Genomic DNA, 16,030 nt, shown 5'->3' with positions numbered 1-16,030 from the left:
GATTTGGCGTTGATCGGCAGCTGGCCCAGGTTCTGGCCATTGTTGATGATGGTCTGCTCTTCGGCCGAGACGACGAAGCGCAGGAATTCGCGGGCCGCTTCCTTGTTCGACGCGTTCGCCGGGATGTGGAACGTGTCGGTCGGCGCATCTTCGGCCAGCTCGACATCGGGGTTGATCGCGACGAACTGGTAGAAGTCCAACTGGTCGTCGGTCAGACCGGCCTCGCGCAGCGGAGCCACCGCGAAGTTGCCCATCAGATAGGCCGCTGCATCACCCTGAACCATGAAGGGCAGGGCCTCTTGCCAGCTGTAGGTCTGGTGGTTGTCGATGAACGCACCCATGTCGATCAGCTGCTTCCAGTTGGCGAAGGTCTGCTTGACCCTGTCGTCTTCCCAGCTGACTTCGCCATTGGCCAGTTGCTGGTGGAAGTCGAAGCCGTTGGTGCGCATGTTCAGGTAGTCGAACCAGCCGCCAGCCGTCCACAGGAACTTGGTGCCGATGGTATAGCAGGCGCGACCCGAGTCGACGATCTTCTGGCAGTTGGCCAGTTCTTCTTCCCAAGTGGTCGGCTCGGACAGGCCCAGCTCGTCAAAGATGTCTTTGCGGTAGTAGACGCCCCACTGATAGTAGGTGTAGGGCACGCCCCACTGCTTGCCGTCGATGGTCATCGCGCCCTTGGTCGAGGCCAAGTTTTCGGCGATTTCCGGCTCGGCCCACAGGTCCGATACATCTTCGAACAGTCCGGCCTCGACATAAGGCTTCATGCGGTTGGCCGCGTACCAGGTCGCGACGTCGGGAGTGTCCGCCGTCAGGAAGTTGCGGATCTGGGTCTTGTACGCCTCGCGGTCGATGACCGTGGTCTCGATCTCCAGACCCGGGTGCTGTGCTGCGAACCGCTCGATCATCGCTTCCATCGTCGCACGCGGCGCCGGATTCGATGTGTCGAGGAAGATTCGCAGCTCGCCGGTCAGTTCTGCCGAAACGGGCGCTGCAAGTGCCACACTGGCCGCCAGAGCCGCCGCAGTGCGCTTGAACATGGAATGCATGGTTTCCTCCCTTAGCTTCCATTTTGCGGTTCCAAATAGTGAAACCAAGTTTTATATATTGAAAACTACACATCGAATCGGCTAGGCTTGTCAATACCCTCGCGGCCCGTCCGCTAGGGGAAGTGGAGGAGAAATCAGACCCGTGGCAGGTGACGGAACCATCGGCAAGGCATGTGACGTGCTGGAGCAGGTCGCGGCGTTCGGCCGGCCTGTGCGGTTTGCCGAATTGCTGGAAAGCAGCAGCTTTCCCAAGGCGTCGCTGTACCGGTTTCTGCAGTCGCTGACCAATCAGGGCATGTTGTCTTACGACCCAGACCGGCAGACCTATTCACCGGGGCTGCGGCTGGTGCGGCTGGCGCATTCGGCCTGGACGCAAAGCTCGCTCGCGCCGATCGCGCGGCCGATCCTGGATGCGCTGAGCCTGGAAACTGGCGAAACGGTGCATTTGGCGCAGCTCGATTCCAGCCAGGTTCTTTACGTGGACAAGCGCAACGCCAGGAACCCGGTCGAGATGTATTCCGAAGCCGGAAAGGTCGGCCCGGCCTATTGCACCGGCGTGGGCAAGGCGATGCTTGCCTATCTGGATGCCGACCTGCTGGACAAGGCGATTTCGCAGCAAAGCTTTCACCGCTTCACCGACAGGACGCTGACCTCCGAGGCCGAATTGAGGGCCGATCTGGCCCGGATCCGCCAACGGGGCTTTGCCATGGATGATGAAGAGCACGAGCCCGGCATCATCTGCGTGGCCTGTCCGATTCTGACATCGGGCGGACGGATGCTGGGGGCGATCTCGATCACCGGGTCGACCCAGCGCATGGATTTCGATCAGTTGAAGAAATGGGTCCCTCGGGTGCGGTGTGCCGCCGACCAGATCGGGGCCGAAGCCGAAGCATGGCGGTTCCCCGAGGGCCGCAAGGACAGGATGCAAGCATCATGACAGGCGTTACCCTGAAGGGCGCAATCAAGCGGTATGGCCAGACCCAGGTCATTCACGGCATTGATCTGGAAATCGAGGACGGAGAGTTCTGCGTTTTCGTCGGGCCGTCGGGCTGTGGCAAATCCACCCTGTTGCGGATGATCGCCGGGCTGGAGGAAACCACCGAGGGCGAAATCCGCATCGGTCAGCGTGACGTGACCCACATGGACCCGGCCAAGCGCGGTGTCGCGATGGTGTTCCAGACCTATGCCTTGTATCCGCACATGACCGTGGCCGAGAACATGGGCTTTGGCCTGCGCATGAACGGCGTGCCCAAGGCCGAGATCGACCGGAAGGTGGCCGAAGCGTCAGAAATCCTCAAACTGGACCCGTATCTCAAGCGCAAGCCCAAGGCCCTGTCGGGTGGGCAGCGTCAGCGGGTCGCCATCGGCCGGGCCATCGTGCGCGGCCCCGAGGTTTTCCTGTTTGACGAGCCGCTGTCGAACCTCGATGCCGAGTTGCGCGTAGAAATGCGGGTCGAAATCGCTCGATTGCACCAAGAGATCGGCGCGACGATGATCTACGTCACCCACGACCAGGTCGAAGCGATGACGATGGCCGACAAGATCGTCGTGCTGCGCGATGGCCGGATCGAGCAGGTCGGCGCTCCGATGGATCTGTATCGCGACCCCGACAACCGGTTCGTGGCGGGGTTCATCGGCTCGCCCGCAATGAACTTTCTGGAATGCGATGTCGTCGATGGAACGGTGCGCCATCCCGCCCTGACGGACACGATTCCCGTGACAAAAGGGGTGCCGGCTGATGCCAGGAAGGTGACCTTGGGGATCCGCCCGGAACATATCGGCGTCGATCGGTCCGGTGACAGCTGCACCGTCGATCTGACCGAGGCGCTAGGCGGCGTGTCCTACAGCTATCTTCTGACGCCAAATGGTGACAAGTTGATCGTCGAAGAGCGCGACGACCAGCGCAGCAAGACGGGCGAGCGGATCGGGATTTCGGTCCGGCCCGAACGCGCAATGCTGTTCGATTCCGAAACCGGCCAGCGGCTGCGCTGAACGGTCCTCGACAACCACGTCCACACGCGCCGGGCCGGGGGCTGGGCGCGCTGTGATTCCCGTGGATTCCGAACCCGAAAACCGCTAACGCAGAGGCAGGATCTGCAAGAAAAGGACTGCCGATGCGACCAAATGTTTTCTCGGGCACGATGCCGGCCTTGATGACGCCGTGCAAGGCCGACCGAACCCCTGACTATGACGCTCTGGTTCGCAAAGGGCAGCAGATGATCGAGGCGGGGATGTCCGCGGTTGTCTATTGTGGGTCGATGGGCGACTGGCCGCTGCTGACCGATGACCAGCGTATGGAAGGTGTCGAGCGTCTGGTGCAGGCGGGCCTTCCGGTCGTGGTGGGCACGGGGGCGATCAACACGCGCTCGGCGGTGGCGCATGCGGCGCATGCGCAGAAAGTCGGTGCGGTGGGGCTGATGGTGATTCCGCGGGTGCTGTCGCGCGGCAGCTCGCTGGCGGCGCAGCGCAACCATTTCAAGGCCATCCTGTCGGCGGCGCCCGACGTGCCTGCGATTATCTACAACAGCCCGGTCTACGGCTTTGCCACCCGCGCCGATCTGTTCTTTGCGCTGCGGGCCGAACACCCCAACCTGGTGGGCTTCAAGGAATTCGGCGGCAGCGCCGACCTGCGCTATGCGGCCGAGCACATCACCAGCCGCGACGATGAGGTGACGCTGATGGTCGGCGTCGATACCGAGGTCTACAACGGCTTCGTCAACTGCGGGGCCACCGGGTCGATCACCGGCATTGGCACCGCGCTGCCGAAAGAGGCGCTGTTGCTGGCGGCGCTGTCGAAAAAGGCGGCCGAGGGCCATACCGAGGCCCGCCTGCGCGCCCGCGAACTGGACGAGGCGCTTGGCGTGCTGTCCAGTTTCGACGAAGGCACCGACCTAGTGCTGTACTACAAATACCTGCTGGTGCTGAACGGCGAAGAGGAATACCGCCTGCATTTCAACGAGACCGACGAGCTGAGCGACGCGCAGCGCCGCTATTGCGAGCAACAATATGCGCTGTTCCGCAACTGGTTCGCGGACTGGTCGCGGCAGGGCGGGGTGATCGCCGAATGCATGTGATCGACAGCCATACCGGCGGCGAACCCACGCGGGTGATCCTGGAGGGCGGGCCGGATCTGGGCAGCGGCCCGCTGGCCGACCGGGCCGGGAGGCTGGCCCGCGACCACGCCGATTTCTACCACGCGGTCCTGCGCGAGCCGCGCGGCCAGCCGGCGATGGTGGGGGCGCTGCTGGTGCCGCCGGTCGACCCGGACTGCGTGACCGGGGTGATCTATTTCGACGCGGATGCGGTGCTTGGCATGTGCGGGCACGGCACGATCGGGCTGACCGTGACGCTTGCGCATCTGGGCCGGATCGGGGTTGGCACGCATCGGATCGAGACACCGGCCGGGGTGGTCTCGGTCCGGCTGCACGACGCGCACACGGTGACGGTGACGAATGTCGAAAGCCGCCGCGTGGCCCGCGCGGTCGAGATCGAGGTGCCGGGCCACGGCACGGTGACCGGTGACGTCGCCTATGGCGGCAACTGGTTCTTCATCGTCGATCCCAGCCCGGTGCCGGTCGAGCCCGCGAATATCCGAGCCCTGACCGACCTGGGCGTCGCCATCCGCCGTGCGGCCAATGCCGCGGGTATCGGCGGCGAAGCCGGAGAGCCGATCGACCATGTGATTTTTCAGGAGGCCGCGCCGGCCCCCGACGTCCACAGCCGAAACTTCGTTCTGTGCCCCGATGACGCCTATGACCGCTCGCCCTGCGGCACGGGCAGTTCGGCGCGGTTGGCGTGTCTGTCGGCCGACGGGCGCTTGGCGCCCGGTGAAGAAATCGTGCAGGCCAGCGTCATCGGCAGCCCCTATCGGCTGTCCTATCAGCCTGGTCCGAACGGCGGGGTGATCCCCTCGATCACCGGTCAGGCTTTCGTGATGGCCGAAAGCCGCTTGATTTTTGATCCCGCCGATGCATTCCGTTCGGGTATAGCGATCACATGAAAAAATAGAGATCACATGAAGACAGACGTCATCGTTATAGGTGCCGGCGTGGTCGGCATCAGCGCGGCACTTGAGCTGCAGCGTCGGGGTTACGCCGTGCAGGTGTTGGACCGCGAAGGCGTGGCCGCGGGCAGTTCCGCGGGTAACGCCGGAGCGTTCGCCTTCCCCGAAGTCGAACCGTTGGCCACCCCCGGGATCATGAAGAAGGCCCCAAAATGGCTGCTCGATCCGTTGGGGCCGCTGTCGATCCCGCCCGCTTATGCCCTGCAGATCGCGCCGTGGATGTGGCGGTTCTGGCGGGCCAGTCGCCCCAGCCGGTATCAAGCGCTGGTCGCCGCGCAGGCCAGCCTGATGCGCCTGTGCCAGGCCGCGACCGAACGGCAGATCGCCGATACGGGTGGCGAGGCGATGATGCAGCGTGACGGGCAGTTGCAGTTGTACGAAAGCGCGGCCGAGTTCCGTGCCGCTTTGCCCACGTGGGAGTTGCGTCGCCAGCATGGCATCGCCTTCGACTTGCTGGAAAGCCCCGAAGCGATCGCTGAGATCCAGCCCGGGCTCAGCCCGCGTTTTACCCATGCCGGGTTCACGCCGCACTGGTGGAATACCGTCGATCCCAAACGCTGGGTCGAGCATCTGGCGCAGGTGTTCCGCGACCGTGGCGGGGTGATCGAGACGCGCCCCGTGCGCGCGCTGGAGCTGTCGGACACGGGCGTCTGGGTGCGCTTCGATCAGGGGGCGGCGGATGCCAGCAAGGTCGTGGTGGCCGCGGGCGCATGGTCGCACCACCTGACCCGTACGGTGGGCGACCGGATTCCGCTGGAGACCGAGCGCGGCTACAACACGACCCTGCCGCCGGGCGCGTTCGACCTGCGGCTGCACCTGGCGTTCTCGCGGGATGCTTTCGTGGCCACCAAGATCAACGGCGGTGTTCGCATCGGTGGTGCGGTCGAACTGGGCGGGCTTGACCTGCCGCCCAATTTCAAACGCGCCGATACCCTGTTGAACAAGGCGCGCCAGTTCCTGCCGGGGTTGAAGACCGAAGGCGGGACGCAATGGATGGGATTCCGCCCCTCGCTGCCAGACAGCATTCCGGTGATCGGGCGGTCTCCGAAATCGCGGCACCTGGTCTATGCCTTCGGGCACGGCCATCTGGGCCTGACCCAGTCGGCCGGCACCGCCGAACTGGTGGGCGCGCTGGTCGACGGCACCGACCCGGCCATCCCGGTCGATCCCTTCGCCGCCACCCGGTTCTGAGCGGGTGATGCGCAGCAGCAAGACCATCCACGTGATCTCGGCCCATGCCGAGGGCGAGGTGGGGGATGTGATCGTCGGCGGCGTCGCCCCGCCGCCCGGCGACACGATCTGGGAGCAACGCAGCTTCATCGCCCGCGACCAGACCCTGCGCAACTTCGTGCTGAACGAGCCGCGCGGCGGAGTGTTCCGCCATGTCAACATGCTGGTGCCGCCCAAACACCCCGAGGCCGACGCCGCCTTCATCATCATGGAACCCGAGGACACGCCGCCCATGTCCGGCTCGAACGCGATCTGCGTGGCGACAGTGCTGCTGGACGGGGGCATCCTGCCGATGACCGAGCCGGAGACCCACCTGACGCTCGAGGCGCCGGGCGGGCTGGTGCGGGTGCGGGCCGAATGCCGCAACGGCAAGGCCGAACGGATCTTCGTGCAAAACCTGCCCAGCTTTGCCGACCGCCTCGCCGCGCCGCTCGAAGTCGAAGGGCTGGGGACCCTGACGGTGGACACCGCCTATGGCGGGGACAGTTTCGTCGTGGTCGACGCCGCAGCGTTGGGGCTGCGCATAACCGAGGACGAGGCCGCCGACATCGCCCGCTTGGGGGTGGCGATTACCTATGCCGCCAATGCGCAGCTGGGCTTTGCGCATCCCGAGATCCCGGATTGGGACCACATTTCGTTCTGCGCCTTCTGCGGACCGTTGGCCGAAACCGAAACCGGCCTGACCGGCCGATCCGCGGTGGCAATCCAGCCCGGCAAGGTCGACCGCTCACCCACCGGCACCGCCGTTTCGGCCCGCATGGCGCTGATGGCCGCGCGGGGGCAGATGCGGCCGGGCCAGAGCTTCGAGGCCGTCTCGATCATCGGTTCGCGGTTTACCGGCCGTATACTGGGCACAACCCATGTTGGCGACCGCGCCGCCATCCTGCCCGAGATCTCGGGTCGCGGATGGATCACCGGCATCCACCAGCACATGCTGGACCCGGACGATCCCTGGCCGCAAGGTTACCGCCTGCGCGACACCTGGGGCGCCTAGTCCAGAAGGGCCAGCAGGTCGCGGTAAAGTTGCGTCGGAATCTCGGCATATCCCCGGGCGGTGTTACGCGCCCGGGCGGCAAAGCGGCGCTGCGACGGCAGGCGCGCGCCCTGATCGAGGATATCGGCAAACAGGCGCTCGGCCCGCGCGTCGTTGGCCTGTCGCCGCCCGCCGCTGAACTGGTCGGGGTCGAAGGCGATGATGATGTCGCCGTGGTATGGCGCGCCGCCTGTTCCTTGGGCGAATTCCATGCTCTCCAGGCTGGTCAGGTCGTCGATGAGAGGGCCGGCCAGAAGCTCGATCATGATTGACAGGGCCGAGCCCTTGTAGCCGCCGAAGGTCAGCATCGCGCCGTCCAGCGCCGCTTGCGGGTCGGTCGTGGGGTTGCCGTCCTTGTCGATCGCCACGCCTTCGGGCAGGGGTTTGCCCGCGCGCTTGTACAGCTCGATCTCGCCGCGGGCGAAGGCGCTGGTGGCGAAGTCGAAGGTGAACGGGTCCTTGCCCCTGCGGGGCCAGCTGAAGGCCAGCGGGTTGGTGCCCAGGCTGCCGCGCGTGCCCCCGGCCGGGGCCACCCAGGAATGGCTGGGCACCATCGCCATGGCCGCAAGCCCCTCGGCCGACAGGGCCTCGACCTCGGGCCACAGGGCCGAGAAATGAAAACAGCGGTTGATCGCCATGGCCGCGATCCCGTGGGTGCGAGTCTTGTCCACCAGATGCGGCATGCCGGTCTGGAATGCCAGCAACGACATGCCGCCCCGCGCGTCGACGCGCACGATGGCATTGTCCGAGGAGGTGACCTCGGGCTGTGCATGGCCGTCGATCTTGCCGGCCTGCATGGTCTGGGCGCACATGAACAGGCGAAACAACCCGTGCGACTGGCAATCATCCATCTGGCAGGTGGTCAGCATCCGCGCAATCGCCTGCGCGTGATCGGGACCATAGCCCACATGGGTCAGGACCTTCAGGCTCAGATCGGTCATTTCCTCGGGCGTCAGCCTTACCGTTTCGCTCATGTTCTGTCCCCTTGGGCTGATTTTGGTCGCCCAAGGGGTAACGGGGAAGCTCGGACCTGTTCAACCCGATAACCGCCAGCACCGGCACCGCTGGGCGGAAATGCCGCCGGCCCTCTTGTGAAGCGTTGAAAATCGCCGAAGAATGCAGGTCATGATGTCAGGACCGCATTCCCCCGACCCCGACGAGGACGAGCCCTTTGCCAGCCCGCGCAGCATCTATGATGTCGATCCCCCGGAAGACGAGGACCTGTGGTTTCTGCCCCCCGACAGCGACCCGGCCGTCGAGGATCTTTTGCCGCCCGGTCCCCGGGCGGACCGGCGCCTGCTGTTCGATCCGCGCGAGTGGCGCGCGGCGCAGGACGCCGTGGCGCAGGACCTGGCCGAGTTGACCCTGACCTTCGGCGCGTTGGACGAACGGTTGCGGGCGGGTCCGGCGGGCTGGACGCATCGGCTGGCGCTGATGGACGTGTCCGATCTGGGTTGGTGGACCGGCGATCGGATCAGCGTCGACCGGCTGGCACTGTGGACCGGGCTGCGCATCGGAGCCACCGGCGACGACGTACAGGCCCTGTTTCGGGCGGGCTGGGCGGTGCGGCGGCTGACCTCAGGGGCCGGTCCGTCCGACGGGGGCTGGCAGCACGGGCTGGCTGCGTTTCTGGACCGGATGGCGCAGGGCATCGACGAGGTGCCCGAGGCCGTGGCCGATCTGGCCGAGGTGATGGACACTGCCGTCGATCTGCACCCGGTGACCCAGTCGGCCATCGCCTTTCACGCTTGGCGCGCGCTGTCGCAAGGGATGGGTCAGGACACCGAGGCCGCTGTCATCGCCGCTCGCCACGCGGCCACGATGGGGCGGGGCGGGGCGCTGTTCATGCCGCTGGCGCTGTCGGGGCCGGGGGCGTTGCGCAGCGCAGGAGCGCCCGAAGACAAGCTGGGCGCGTGGGTGCGCGGCGCGGGGCAGGCGGCGCTGGCCGCCCTGCTGCACCTGGATCGCGTCAGCGCCTGGGAGTCGCGCGCTCGCGCCGCGACCGATGATCTGAGCGGCCGGACACCGCCGGTTCTGATCGACGTTCTGGCCGCCTGGCCCATGGTTTCGGCGCCGCTGGCCGAGCAACTGACGCAGGCCTCGCGCGCGGCGGTGCAGCGCAATCTCGACAAGTTCACCAGCCGCGGGCTGATCCGCGAGGTGACTGGGCAGGGGCGGTACCGCGTCTGGGCGGCGGCGCTGTGATGCGGCGGGCCTAGCGGCCTACGCCAACATAGGTGTCGAAACCCGATTTCAGCGCCATTTCGCGGGCGTAGATGTTGCGCAGATCGACCATCCGCGGGGATTTCATCGCCCGGGCCATCTGGGACAGGTTCAGAGCGCGGAACTCGTTCCATTCGGTCAGCAGCACGACTGCATCGGCATCGCGCACGGCGGCATAGGGGTCGTCCTCCCATACTACGCCTGGCAGCAGGGCCTCGCCCTCGGCGCGGCCCTGCGGATCGACCACGCGCACCTGAGCGCCGCCGCCGATCAGCGCCGGTACGATGGTCAGCGAGGGTGCATCGCGCATGTCATCCGTGTTGGGCTTGAAGGTCACGCCCAGCACCGCGATGGTCTTGCCGTTGAAGCTGTCTCCGCAGGCGTCGCGGATCTTTTCGATCATGCGCTTCTTGACCTCGTCATTCACCCGCATGACCGTCTCGGTGATCTGCATGGGAAAGGCGTGATCCTGGCCGATCCGCGCCAGGGCGGCAGTGTCCTTGGGAAAGCACGACCCGCCATATCCGGGACCGGCATGCAGGAACTTGTTGCCTATGCGCCCGTCCAGACCGATGCCCCGCGACACCTCCTTGACGTCGGCGCCGACCCGCTCGCACAGGCCGGCGATTTCGTTGATGAAGGTGATCTTGGTCGCCAGAAAGGCATTGGCCGCGTATTTGATCATCTCGGCGCTTTCCAGATCGGTGGTCAGGATCGGAAAGTCCCGCAGGTACAGGGGGCGATAGATGTCGGCCATCACCTGAGCGGCGCGGTCGCTCTCGACGCCCACCACGACCCGGTCGGGACGCATGAAATCGTCGATGGCCGCGCCTTCGCGCAGAAATTCGGGGTTCGAGGCGACGTCGAAATCGGCCTCGGGGTTGGCGGCAGAAATGGTCTCGTGAACCTTGCGGTTGGTGCCCACGGGCACGGTCGATTTGGTGACGACCACGGTATAGCCGGTCAGGGCGCGGGCGATCTCGTCGGCAGCGGCCATCACATAGGTCAGGTCGGCATGCCCGTCTCCGCGGCGGGTCGGCGTGCCAACTGCGATGAACACCGCATCGGCCCCATCGACCGCGCGGGCCAGATCGGAGGTGAAGCTGAGCCGTCCGGCGGCCACGTTCTTGGCCATTAGCATGTCCAGCCCCGGCTCATAGATCGGAACCTGACCCGCCTGTAGCATCCGAATCTTGTCTTCGGCCTTGTCCACGCAGATCACGTCATGGCCGAAATCCGAGAAACACACCCCCGACACCAGCCCTACGTAACCGGTGCCGATCATCGCAATACGCATTGTCCACTATCCCTTTCTGGTACCCACCGTGGCGGGCGGGCACACATTCTGAGAATCTTCCGCCGGTTTCAATGGCTGTCTGCCGGACCGGCTTGCAATCTGGTTCGTCTTGCTGTTTTAGGAGCGAAACCCAAATACCCCTAGGATTTTTGAGGCATTCGATGACGAAAACGGCGCTGATTACCGGGATCACCGGACAGGACGGTTCTTACCTGGCAGAGTTTCTTTTGGCCAAGGGGTATGAAGTTCACGGAATCAAGCGGCGGGCCTCTTCGTTCAACACGCAGCGGATCGACCATATCTATCAAGACCCGCACGAGCCCAACCCCAAACTGCGCCTGCACTATGGTGACCTCAGCGACACGTCGAACCTGACCCGGATCATCCAAGAGGTTCAACCCGACGAAGTCTACAACCTAGGTGCGCAATCGCATGTGGCGGTCAGTTTCGAGGCGCCGGAATATACCGCCGATGTCGATGCAATCGGTACCCTGCGGCTGCTCGAGGCGATCCGCTTTCTGGGGCTCGAGAAAAAGACGCGCTTCTATCAGGCTTCGACCTCCGAGCTGTACGGGCTGGTCCAGGAAATCCCGCAGCGCGAGACCACGCCGTTTCACCCCCGTTCGCCTTATGCCGTCGCCAAGCTGTATTCCTACTGGATCACGGTGAACTACCGCGAGGCCTATGGGATGTATGCCTGCAACGGGATCCTGTTCAATCACGAAAGCCCCCGCCGGGGCGAAACCTTCGTGACCCGCAAGATCACCCGCGGTCTGGCCAACATCGCCCAGGGGCTCGAACAGTGCTTGTACATGGGCAATATCGACAGTCTGCGCGACTGGGGCCATGCCAAGGACTACGTGCGCATGCAGTGGATGATGCTGCAGCAGGATCAGCCCGAGGATTTCGTGATCGCCACCGGCAAGCAGTATTCGGTGCGCGAGTTCATCGCATGGTCGGCGGCCGAACTAGGGATCTCGGTCGAGTTCTCCGGCAGTGGCGTCGGCGAGGTTGCAACGGTGACGGCGATCGAAGGCGAGGATGCTCCGGCTGTGAAACCGGGCGATGTGATTATGCGCATCGACCCGCAATATTTCCGCCCGGCCGAGGTGGACACCCTGCTGGGCGACCCGACCAAGGCAAAGGAAAAACTGGGCTGGGAGCCGGAACTGACGGCGCGGGAAATGTGCGCCGAAATGGTCCGGGAAGATCTGAGAACGGCCAAACGCCACGCCCTGTTGAAAGAGCATGGCTATGAACTGCCGGTCAGCCTTGAAAACGGCTGAGGGGGCGAAAATGCAAAAGGTCTATATCGCCGGACATCGCGGCATGGTCGGAGGCGCGATTCTGCGCCGTCTTCAGGCGCGTCAGGCCCAGGGCGAGGACCTGCAGCTGATCACGCGCACCCACGCAGAACTGGACCTGACCGATCAGGCGGCGGTGCGCGACTTCATGCAGGCCGAACGCCCCGATGTGGTGATCCTTGCCGCGGCCAAAGTGGGCGGCATCCACGCCAACAACTCCTATCCGGCGGATTTCATCTATGACAACCTGATGATCGAGTGCAACGTGATCCATCAGGCCTTTGCCGCCGGTGTGCGGCGCCTGCTGCAATTGGGCAGTTCTTGCATCTACCCGCGCGAGGCCGCCCAGCCCATGCGCGAAGATGCGCTGTTGACCGGTGTGCTGGAACCCACGAACGAGCCCTATGCCGTTGCCAAGATCGCCGGGATCAAGCTGTGCGAAAGCTACAATCGCCAGCACGGGGTCGACTACCGATCGGTCATGCCGACGAACCTGTACGGACCGGGCGACAACTTTCACCCTGAAAACAGCCACGTTCTGCCCGCCCTGATCCGCCGGTTTCACGAAGCCGCGCGCGACGGGCTGGACGAGGTGGTGATCTGGGGCACCGGCAAACCCAGGCGCGAATTCCTGCATGTCGATGACATGGCCGAGGCGTCGCTGTTCGTGCTGGACTTGCCGCGAGCCGACTACGAGGCCAACACCCAGCCGATGCTGAGCCACATCAATGTCGGGTGCGGGCAGGACGTCTCGATCGCGGAACTGGCTGCGCTGGTGGCCAAGGTCACGGGGTTCCAGGGCAGGATCACCCAGGACCCCAGCAAACCCGACGGCACGATGCGCAAGCTGATGGATGTTTCGCGGCTGGCGAGGATGGGCTGGACGGCGCGCATCGGGCTCGAGGACGGCATTCGCCAGACCTATGCCTGGTTCCTTGAGCAGCCCGAGCACGGCCTACGCGCCAAGTAGCGGCCCGGCCCGAAGGCCGGGTGGCTGAGCAGGTCAGATCCACCGACCGATTGCGACCAGTGCAGGCGCGATTGCCGTTGTGTCCGAGATTGTCGACAAGACCTGCCAGTCGGCCTGACTGTCGGTTGCGGCTCCAAGGCTGAGGAACCGGCCCGTGGCCCCGCCACTGCCCGAGACGGCAGGCGTGCTGCCGCTGACAAAGGGCACCGGGTAGGTCCAGGTTTGGGTGGCGCTTGCAAATAGGGCGCCGGCATTGGCGATACAGCCGACCCCAGCAGGGCTTGTTGTGCAGATCTGGGTGCCGTCGGCAAAGCGGACATATTCGCCGTCAGCCGAGGCGCCGCGTTCGATCACCGCTCCGGTCGGTGTGCCGCCGGACTGGCTGACTGCGCCCAGCAGGTTGCCCGGCCCATAGCCAAAATCCGCCCGCATCAGTCGGCCGGGGGTTACGTCAGTCGCGCTGGCCTGAACTGCGGCCCCGGCCGCAGTGCCCGTGGCCGCGTCCAAACGAAGTGCCTCGGTCCAGCTGCCGCCATCCGGCGACACCTTGATCGAGAAGTCGGTGTTTCCCGCCAGACCCATCTCGGCGTGGCCGGTCCAGTTGGACTGAAACAGCAGGGATGCAGTGTCGGATGCAGCGGCCTTGTTGATCTTCAGTTGATGCCCGGCCCCGTCATGGGTCAGCAGCGTGGCCGGGCTGCGGACCGACAGACGGTTCGTGCCGTCATAGCCGGTTGCGATACCGATGCCCGCAAGGTTGGACGTTTCGACCGGCGGATCGATCCAGCCGTTCCCGTCCCACGACTTCAACCGCCCGGCGGTTTCATCCCAGATCCGCCAACCGGTTCTGGGGGTCACGAAATACCAGCCATTGTCCAGCCAGGCCGCCAGCTTGCCCGCGTGCCCGGCCCAGGCGCCGGTGGGCGCGGATCCCAATCCATAGACCGCCCCCTGCGTGGGTACCGCAGGCGGGGTGTTTTCGTTCAGCGCAATCGCGCTGAGCTGCACGACCAGATCCAGCTCACGCAGGGCCTCGTTGTGGGTGACATGTTTTTGCGCCTGAGACGGTTGCAGAAAGGGCAGGTTCAGGCGGGGAGTGGTTTGTGACACGGCGGGCATCCTCCTTGGGCTGTCGGGTCAGTGAGTGCTTTGCGCGTCACTCTGCCCTGCCTGTGGTCAAGGCGCGCTTTCCCGTGCGAACGGTACGGAAACGAATTCGAAAGTGGTGATTTCCAATGGCGAAACAAATCGGGGCGATGGTGTGGTTTGTTGCCATCTAAGGGCGGCGACGCATCAAGGTGATTCTGTTGGCCGCACAAAAAAAGGGGCCGCCATGGGGCCGCCCCTGGGGTCATCCGCCGGGATGCTCAGCTGCGGGCATAGACATCCTCGTACCGGATGATGTCATCCTCGCCCAGATAGCTTCCGGTCTGAACTTCGATCAGAACCATCGGCACCTTGCCGGGGTTTTCCATCCGGTGCACGGCGCCCAGCGGGATATAGACCGACTCGTTTTCGCTGACCAACTGCACCTTGTCGTCGATCGTAACCTTTGCGGTGCCTTCGACGACGATCCAATGTTCGGCCCGATGGTGGTGCGACTGCAGGCTCAGCGCGGCGCCGGGGTGCACATGGATCCGCTTGACCTGGAACCGGTCGCCCACGACCAGGCTTTCGAACCAGCCCCACGGGCGATGGTCCACCGGCAGCTGTTCAGCCTGTTTGGAGCCCTTTGCCTTGAGGGCCGCGACCGCTGTCTTGACGTCCTGCGCCTTGTCCATGCTGGCTACCAGCACAGCATCGGGCATGGCTACGGCGATCATATTCTCAAGTCCCATCGCCACGACTTCCTGGGCCGGCGATTCCGACCGGATCAGAACGTTGCGACAGTCGATCGCCGTCACCTCGCCTGCGGTTGCCACGCCATCCTCGGACGGGTTGCTCAGTTCCTGCACGGCAGACCAGCTGCCCACATCCGACCAGCCGCCTGCGAAGGGCACAACGCTCAGGTTGTCGGCCCGTTCCATAACGGCATAGTCGATCGAGATGTCTTCGATCGGCTCCCATGCGTCGCGGTCCAACCGAAGGAAACCCAGATCGGCCTTGGCCTTTTCAACGGCGACTCGAACCGGGTCGATCAGATCGGGCGCGTGGTCTTCGAAGGCGGAAATGATGTCGCGGACGGCGAACAGGAAGATCCCGGAATTCCACAGATAATTCCCGTCGGCGACCATCTGACGGGCGCGTTCGAGATCGGGTTTTTCAACGAAATGGTCCAGCGGGACGGCATTGCCCGAAGCGTCCGGCGTCGTGGCGAGCTTCAGATAGCCATAGCCGGTCTCGGGCCGGTCCGGCGTGATGCCGAACGTAACCAGATGCCGGTCTTGCGCGACAGCTTGCACGCCCTTTGCGACGGCGGCGTAGAAGGCGGCCTTGTCCGGGACGACATGATCCGACGGAGCCACCAGCATCAGCGCGTCCGGGTCCTGCTGTTGCAGGTACAGGGCCGCCGCCATAATAGCCGGTGCCGTGTTGCGTCCTTCGGGCTCGATCAGCACTGGGCCGGGGTCGATTCCGACAGCGGCCAACTGCTCGGTGACGACAAAACGGAAGGCCTCATTGGTCAGAATCAGGGGTTTGGAAAAAGGTGCCTCGGCCGGACCCCGCATCCGATCAGCGCAATCCTGCAACAGGCTGGTTTCACCGAGCAGCGGCACGAATTGCTTGGGATAGCTCTTGCGGGACAACGGCCACAGCCGGGTTCCGGAGCCTCCACACAAGATGACGGGATGGACGTTGCTCATGTTTAAAAACACTCTTTTTTTGATGTGATTTGGGTGGTTACACCGTTTGACGGCTAGGTA

General features: G+C 64.6%; 14 protein-coding genes. 9 read left to right on the top strand and 5 right to left on the bottom strand.

The window, feature by feature from the left end; genetic code table 11:
* On the bottom strand, nucleotides 1-1,046 hold a 1,046-nt coding region (locus AC2FMM_RS17265; protein ID WP_496797242.1), incomplete at its 3' end, for an ABC transporter substrate-binding protein.
* A gap of 142 nt (nucleotides 1,047-1,188) precedes the next feature.
* On the opposite strand from AC2FMM_RS17265, the gene AC2FMM_RS17260 reads away from it, so the two are divergent.
* The 6 genes from AC2FMM_RS17260 to AC2FMM_RS17235 all read left to right on the top strand — a co-directional run bounded on the left by AC2FMM_RS17260 (nucleotide 1,189) and on the right by AC2FMM_RS17235 (nucleotide 7,333).
* The gene (locus AC2FMM_RS17260; protein ID WP_496797241.1) at nucleotides 1,189-1,983 is read left to right on the top strand and encodes an IclR family transcriptional regulator; all 795 of its coding nucleotides are present in this window, start codon (nucleotides 1,189-1,191) and stop codon (nucleotides 1,981-1,983) included.
* Nucleotides 1,980-3,038: an ABC transporter ATP-binding protein gene (locus tag AC2FMM_RS17255; protein ID WP_496684531.1), complete on the top strand. Its 1,059-nt coding sequence runs from the start codon at nucleotides 1,980-1,982 to the stop codon at nucleotides 3,036-3,038. The genes AC2FMM_RS17260 and AC2FMM_RS17255 overlap by 4 nt, the downstream gene beginning before the upstream one ends.
* A 122-nt stretch (nucleotides 3,039-3,160) precedes the next feature.
* Nucleotides 3,161-4,120 (top strand): dihydrodipicolinate synthase family protein, encoded by a 960-nt coding sequence (locus AC2FMM_RS17250; protein ID WP_496713350.1) that lies wholly within the window; start codon nucleotides 3,161-3,163, stop codon nucleotides 4,118-4,120.
* The gene (locus AC2FMM_RS17245) at nucleotides 4,111-5,046 is read left to right on the top strand and encodes a 4-hydroxyproline epimerase (RefSeq protein WP_496797240.1); all 936 of its coding nucleotides are present in this window, start codon (nucleotides 4,111-4,113) and stop codon (nucleotides 5,044-5,046) included. Before AC2FMM_RS17250 ends, AC2FMM_RS17245 begins: the two co-directional genes overlap by 10 nt.
* Nucleotides 5,047-5,061: 15 nt before the next feature.
* Nucleotides 5,062-6,300: an NAD(P)/FAD-dependent oxidoreductase gene (locus AC2FMM_RS17240; protein ID WP_496797239.1), complete on the top strand. Its 1,239-nt coding sequence runs from the start codon at nucleotides 5,062-5,064 to the stop codon at nucleotides 6,298-6,300.
* A 7-nt stretch (nucleotides 6,301-6,307) separates the two neighbouring features.
* Entirely contained in the window at nucleotides 6,308-7,333 is a 1,026-nt protein-coding gene (locus AC2FMM_RS17235; protein WP_496713344.1) for a trans-3-hydroxy-L-proline dehydratase, read from the top strand.
* On the opposite strand, the gene AC2FMM_RS17230 is transcribed toward AC2FMM_RS17235, so the two are convergent.
* A complete protein-coding gene (locus AC2FMM_RS17230) occupies nucleotides 7,330-8,346 on the bottom strand; it encodes an Ldh family oxidoreductase (RefSeq protein ID WP_496797238.1) in 1,017 nt (338 codons plus the stop codon). The genes AC2FMM_RS17235 and AC2FMM_RS17230 overlap by 4 nt on opposite strands.
* Nucleotides 8,347-8,488: 142 nt before the next feature.
* Here AC2FMM_RS17230 and AC2FMM_RS17225 point away from each other — a divergent pair, with 142 nt between their 5' ends.
* Complete coding sequence (locus AC2FMM_RS17225; protein WP_496797237.1) at nucleotides 8,489-9,577, top strand: helix-turn-helix domain-containing protein; 1,089 nt, start codon at nucleotides 8,489-8,491, stop codon at nucleotides 9,575-9,577.
* 10 nt (nucleotides 9,578-9,587) lie between these two features.
* Here AC2FMM_RS17225 and AC2FMM_RS17220 read toward each other — a convergent pair whose 3' ends face one another.
* Nucleotides 9,588-10,892, bottom strand: coding sequence for a UDP-glucose dehydrogenase family protein (locus AC2FMM_RS17220; protein ID WP_496681542.1), 1,305 nt, complete (start codon nucleotides 10,890-10,892; stop codon nucleotides 9,588-9,590).
* 161 nt (nucleotides 10,893-11,053) lie between these two features.
* Between AC2FMM_RS17220 and gmd the strand changes: the two genes are divergently transcribed.
* Nucleotides 11,054-12,178, top strand: a complete 1,125-nt coding sequence (gene gmd, locus AC2FMM_RS17215) for a GDP-mannose 4,6-dehydratase (RefSeq protein ID WP_496797236.1) — start codon at nucleotides 11,054-11,056, stop codon at nucleotides 12,176-12,178.
* Nucleotides 12,179-12,188: 10 nt separating this feature from the next.
* A complete protein-coding gene (fcl, locus tag AC2FMM_RS17210; RefSeq protein WP_496797235.1) occupies nucleotides 12,189-13,166 on the top strand; it encodes a GDP-L-fucose synthase in 978 nt (325 codons plus the stop codon).
* A 33-nt stretch (nucleotides 13,167-13,199) separates the two neighbouring features.
* On the opposite strand, the gene AC2FMM_RS17205 is transcribed toward fcl, so the two are convergent.
* A complete protein-coding gene (locus tag AC2FMM_RS17205; protein WP_496797234.1) occupies nucleotides 13,200-14,285 on the bottom strand; it encodes a DUF2793 domain-containing protein in 1,086 nt (361 codons plus the stop codon).
* Nucleotides 14,286-14,533: 248 nt separating this feature from the next.
* On the bottom strand, nucleotides 14,534-15,970 hold the full coding sequence (locus tag AC2FMM_RS17200) for a mannose-1-phosphate guanylyltransferase/mannose-6-phosphate isomerase (protein WP_496797233.1): 1,437 nt from the start codon (nucleotides 15,968-15,970) through the stop codon (nucleotides 14,534-14,536).
* Between the last annotated feature and the right edge of the window lie 60 nt (nucleotides 15,971-16,030).

Source organism: Ruegeria sp. BHSC043 (assembly GCF_059612985.1).
This window is presented reverse-complemented; position numbering and strand designations above follow the sequence as displayed.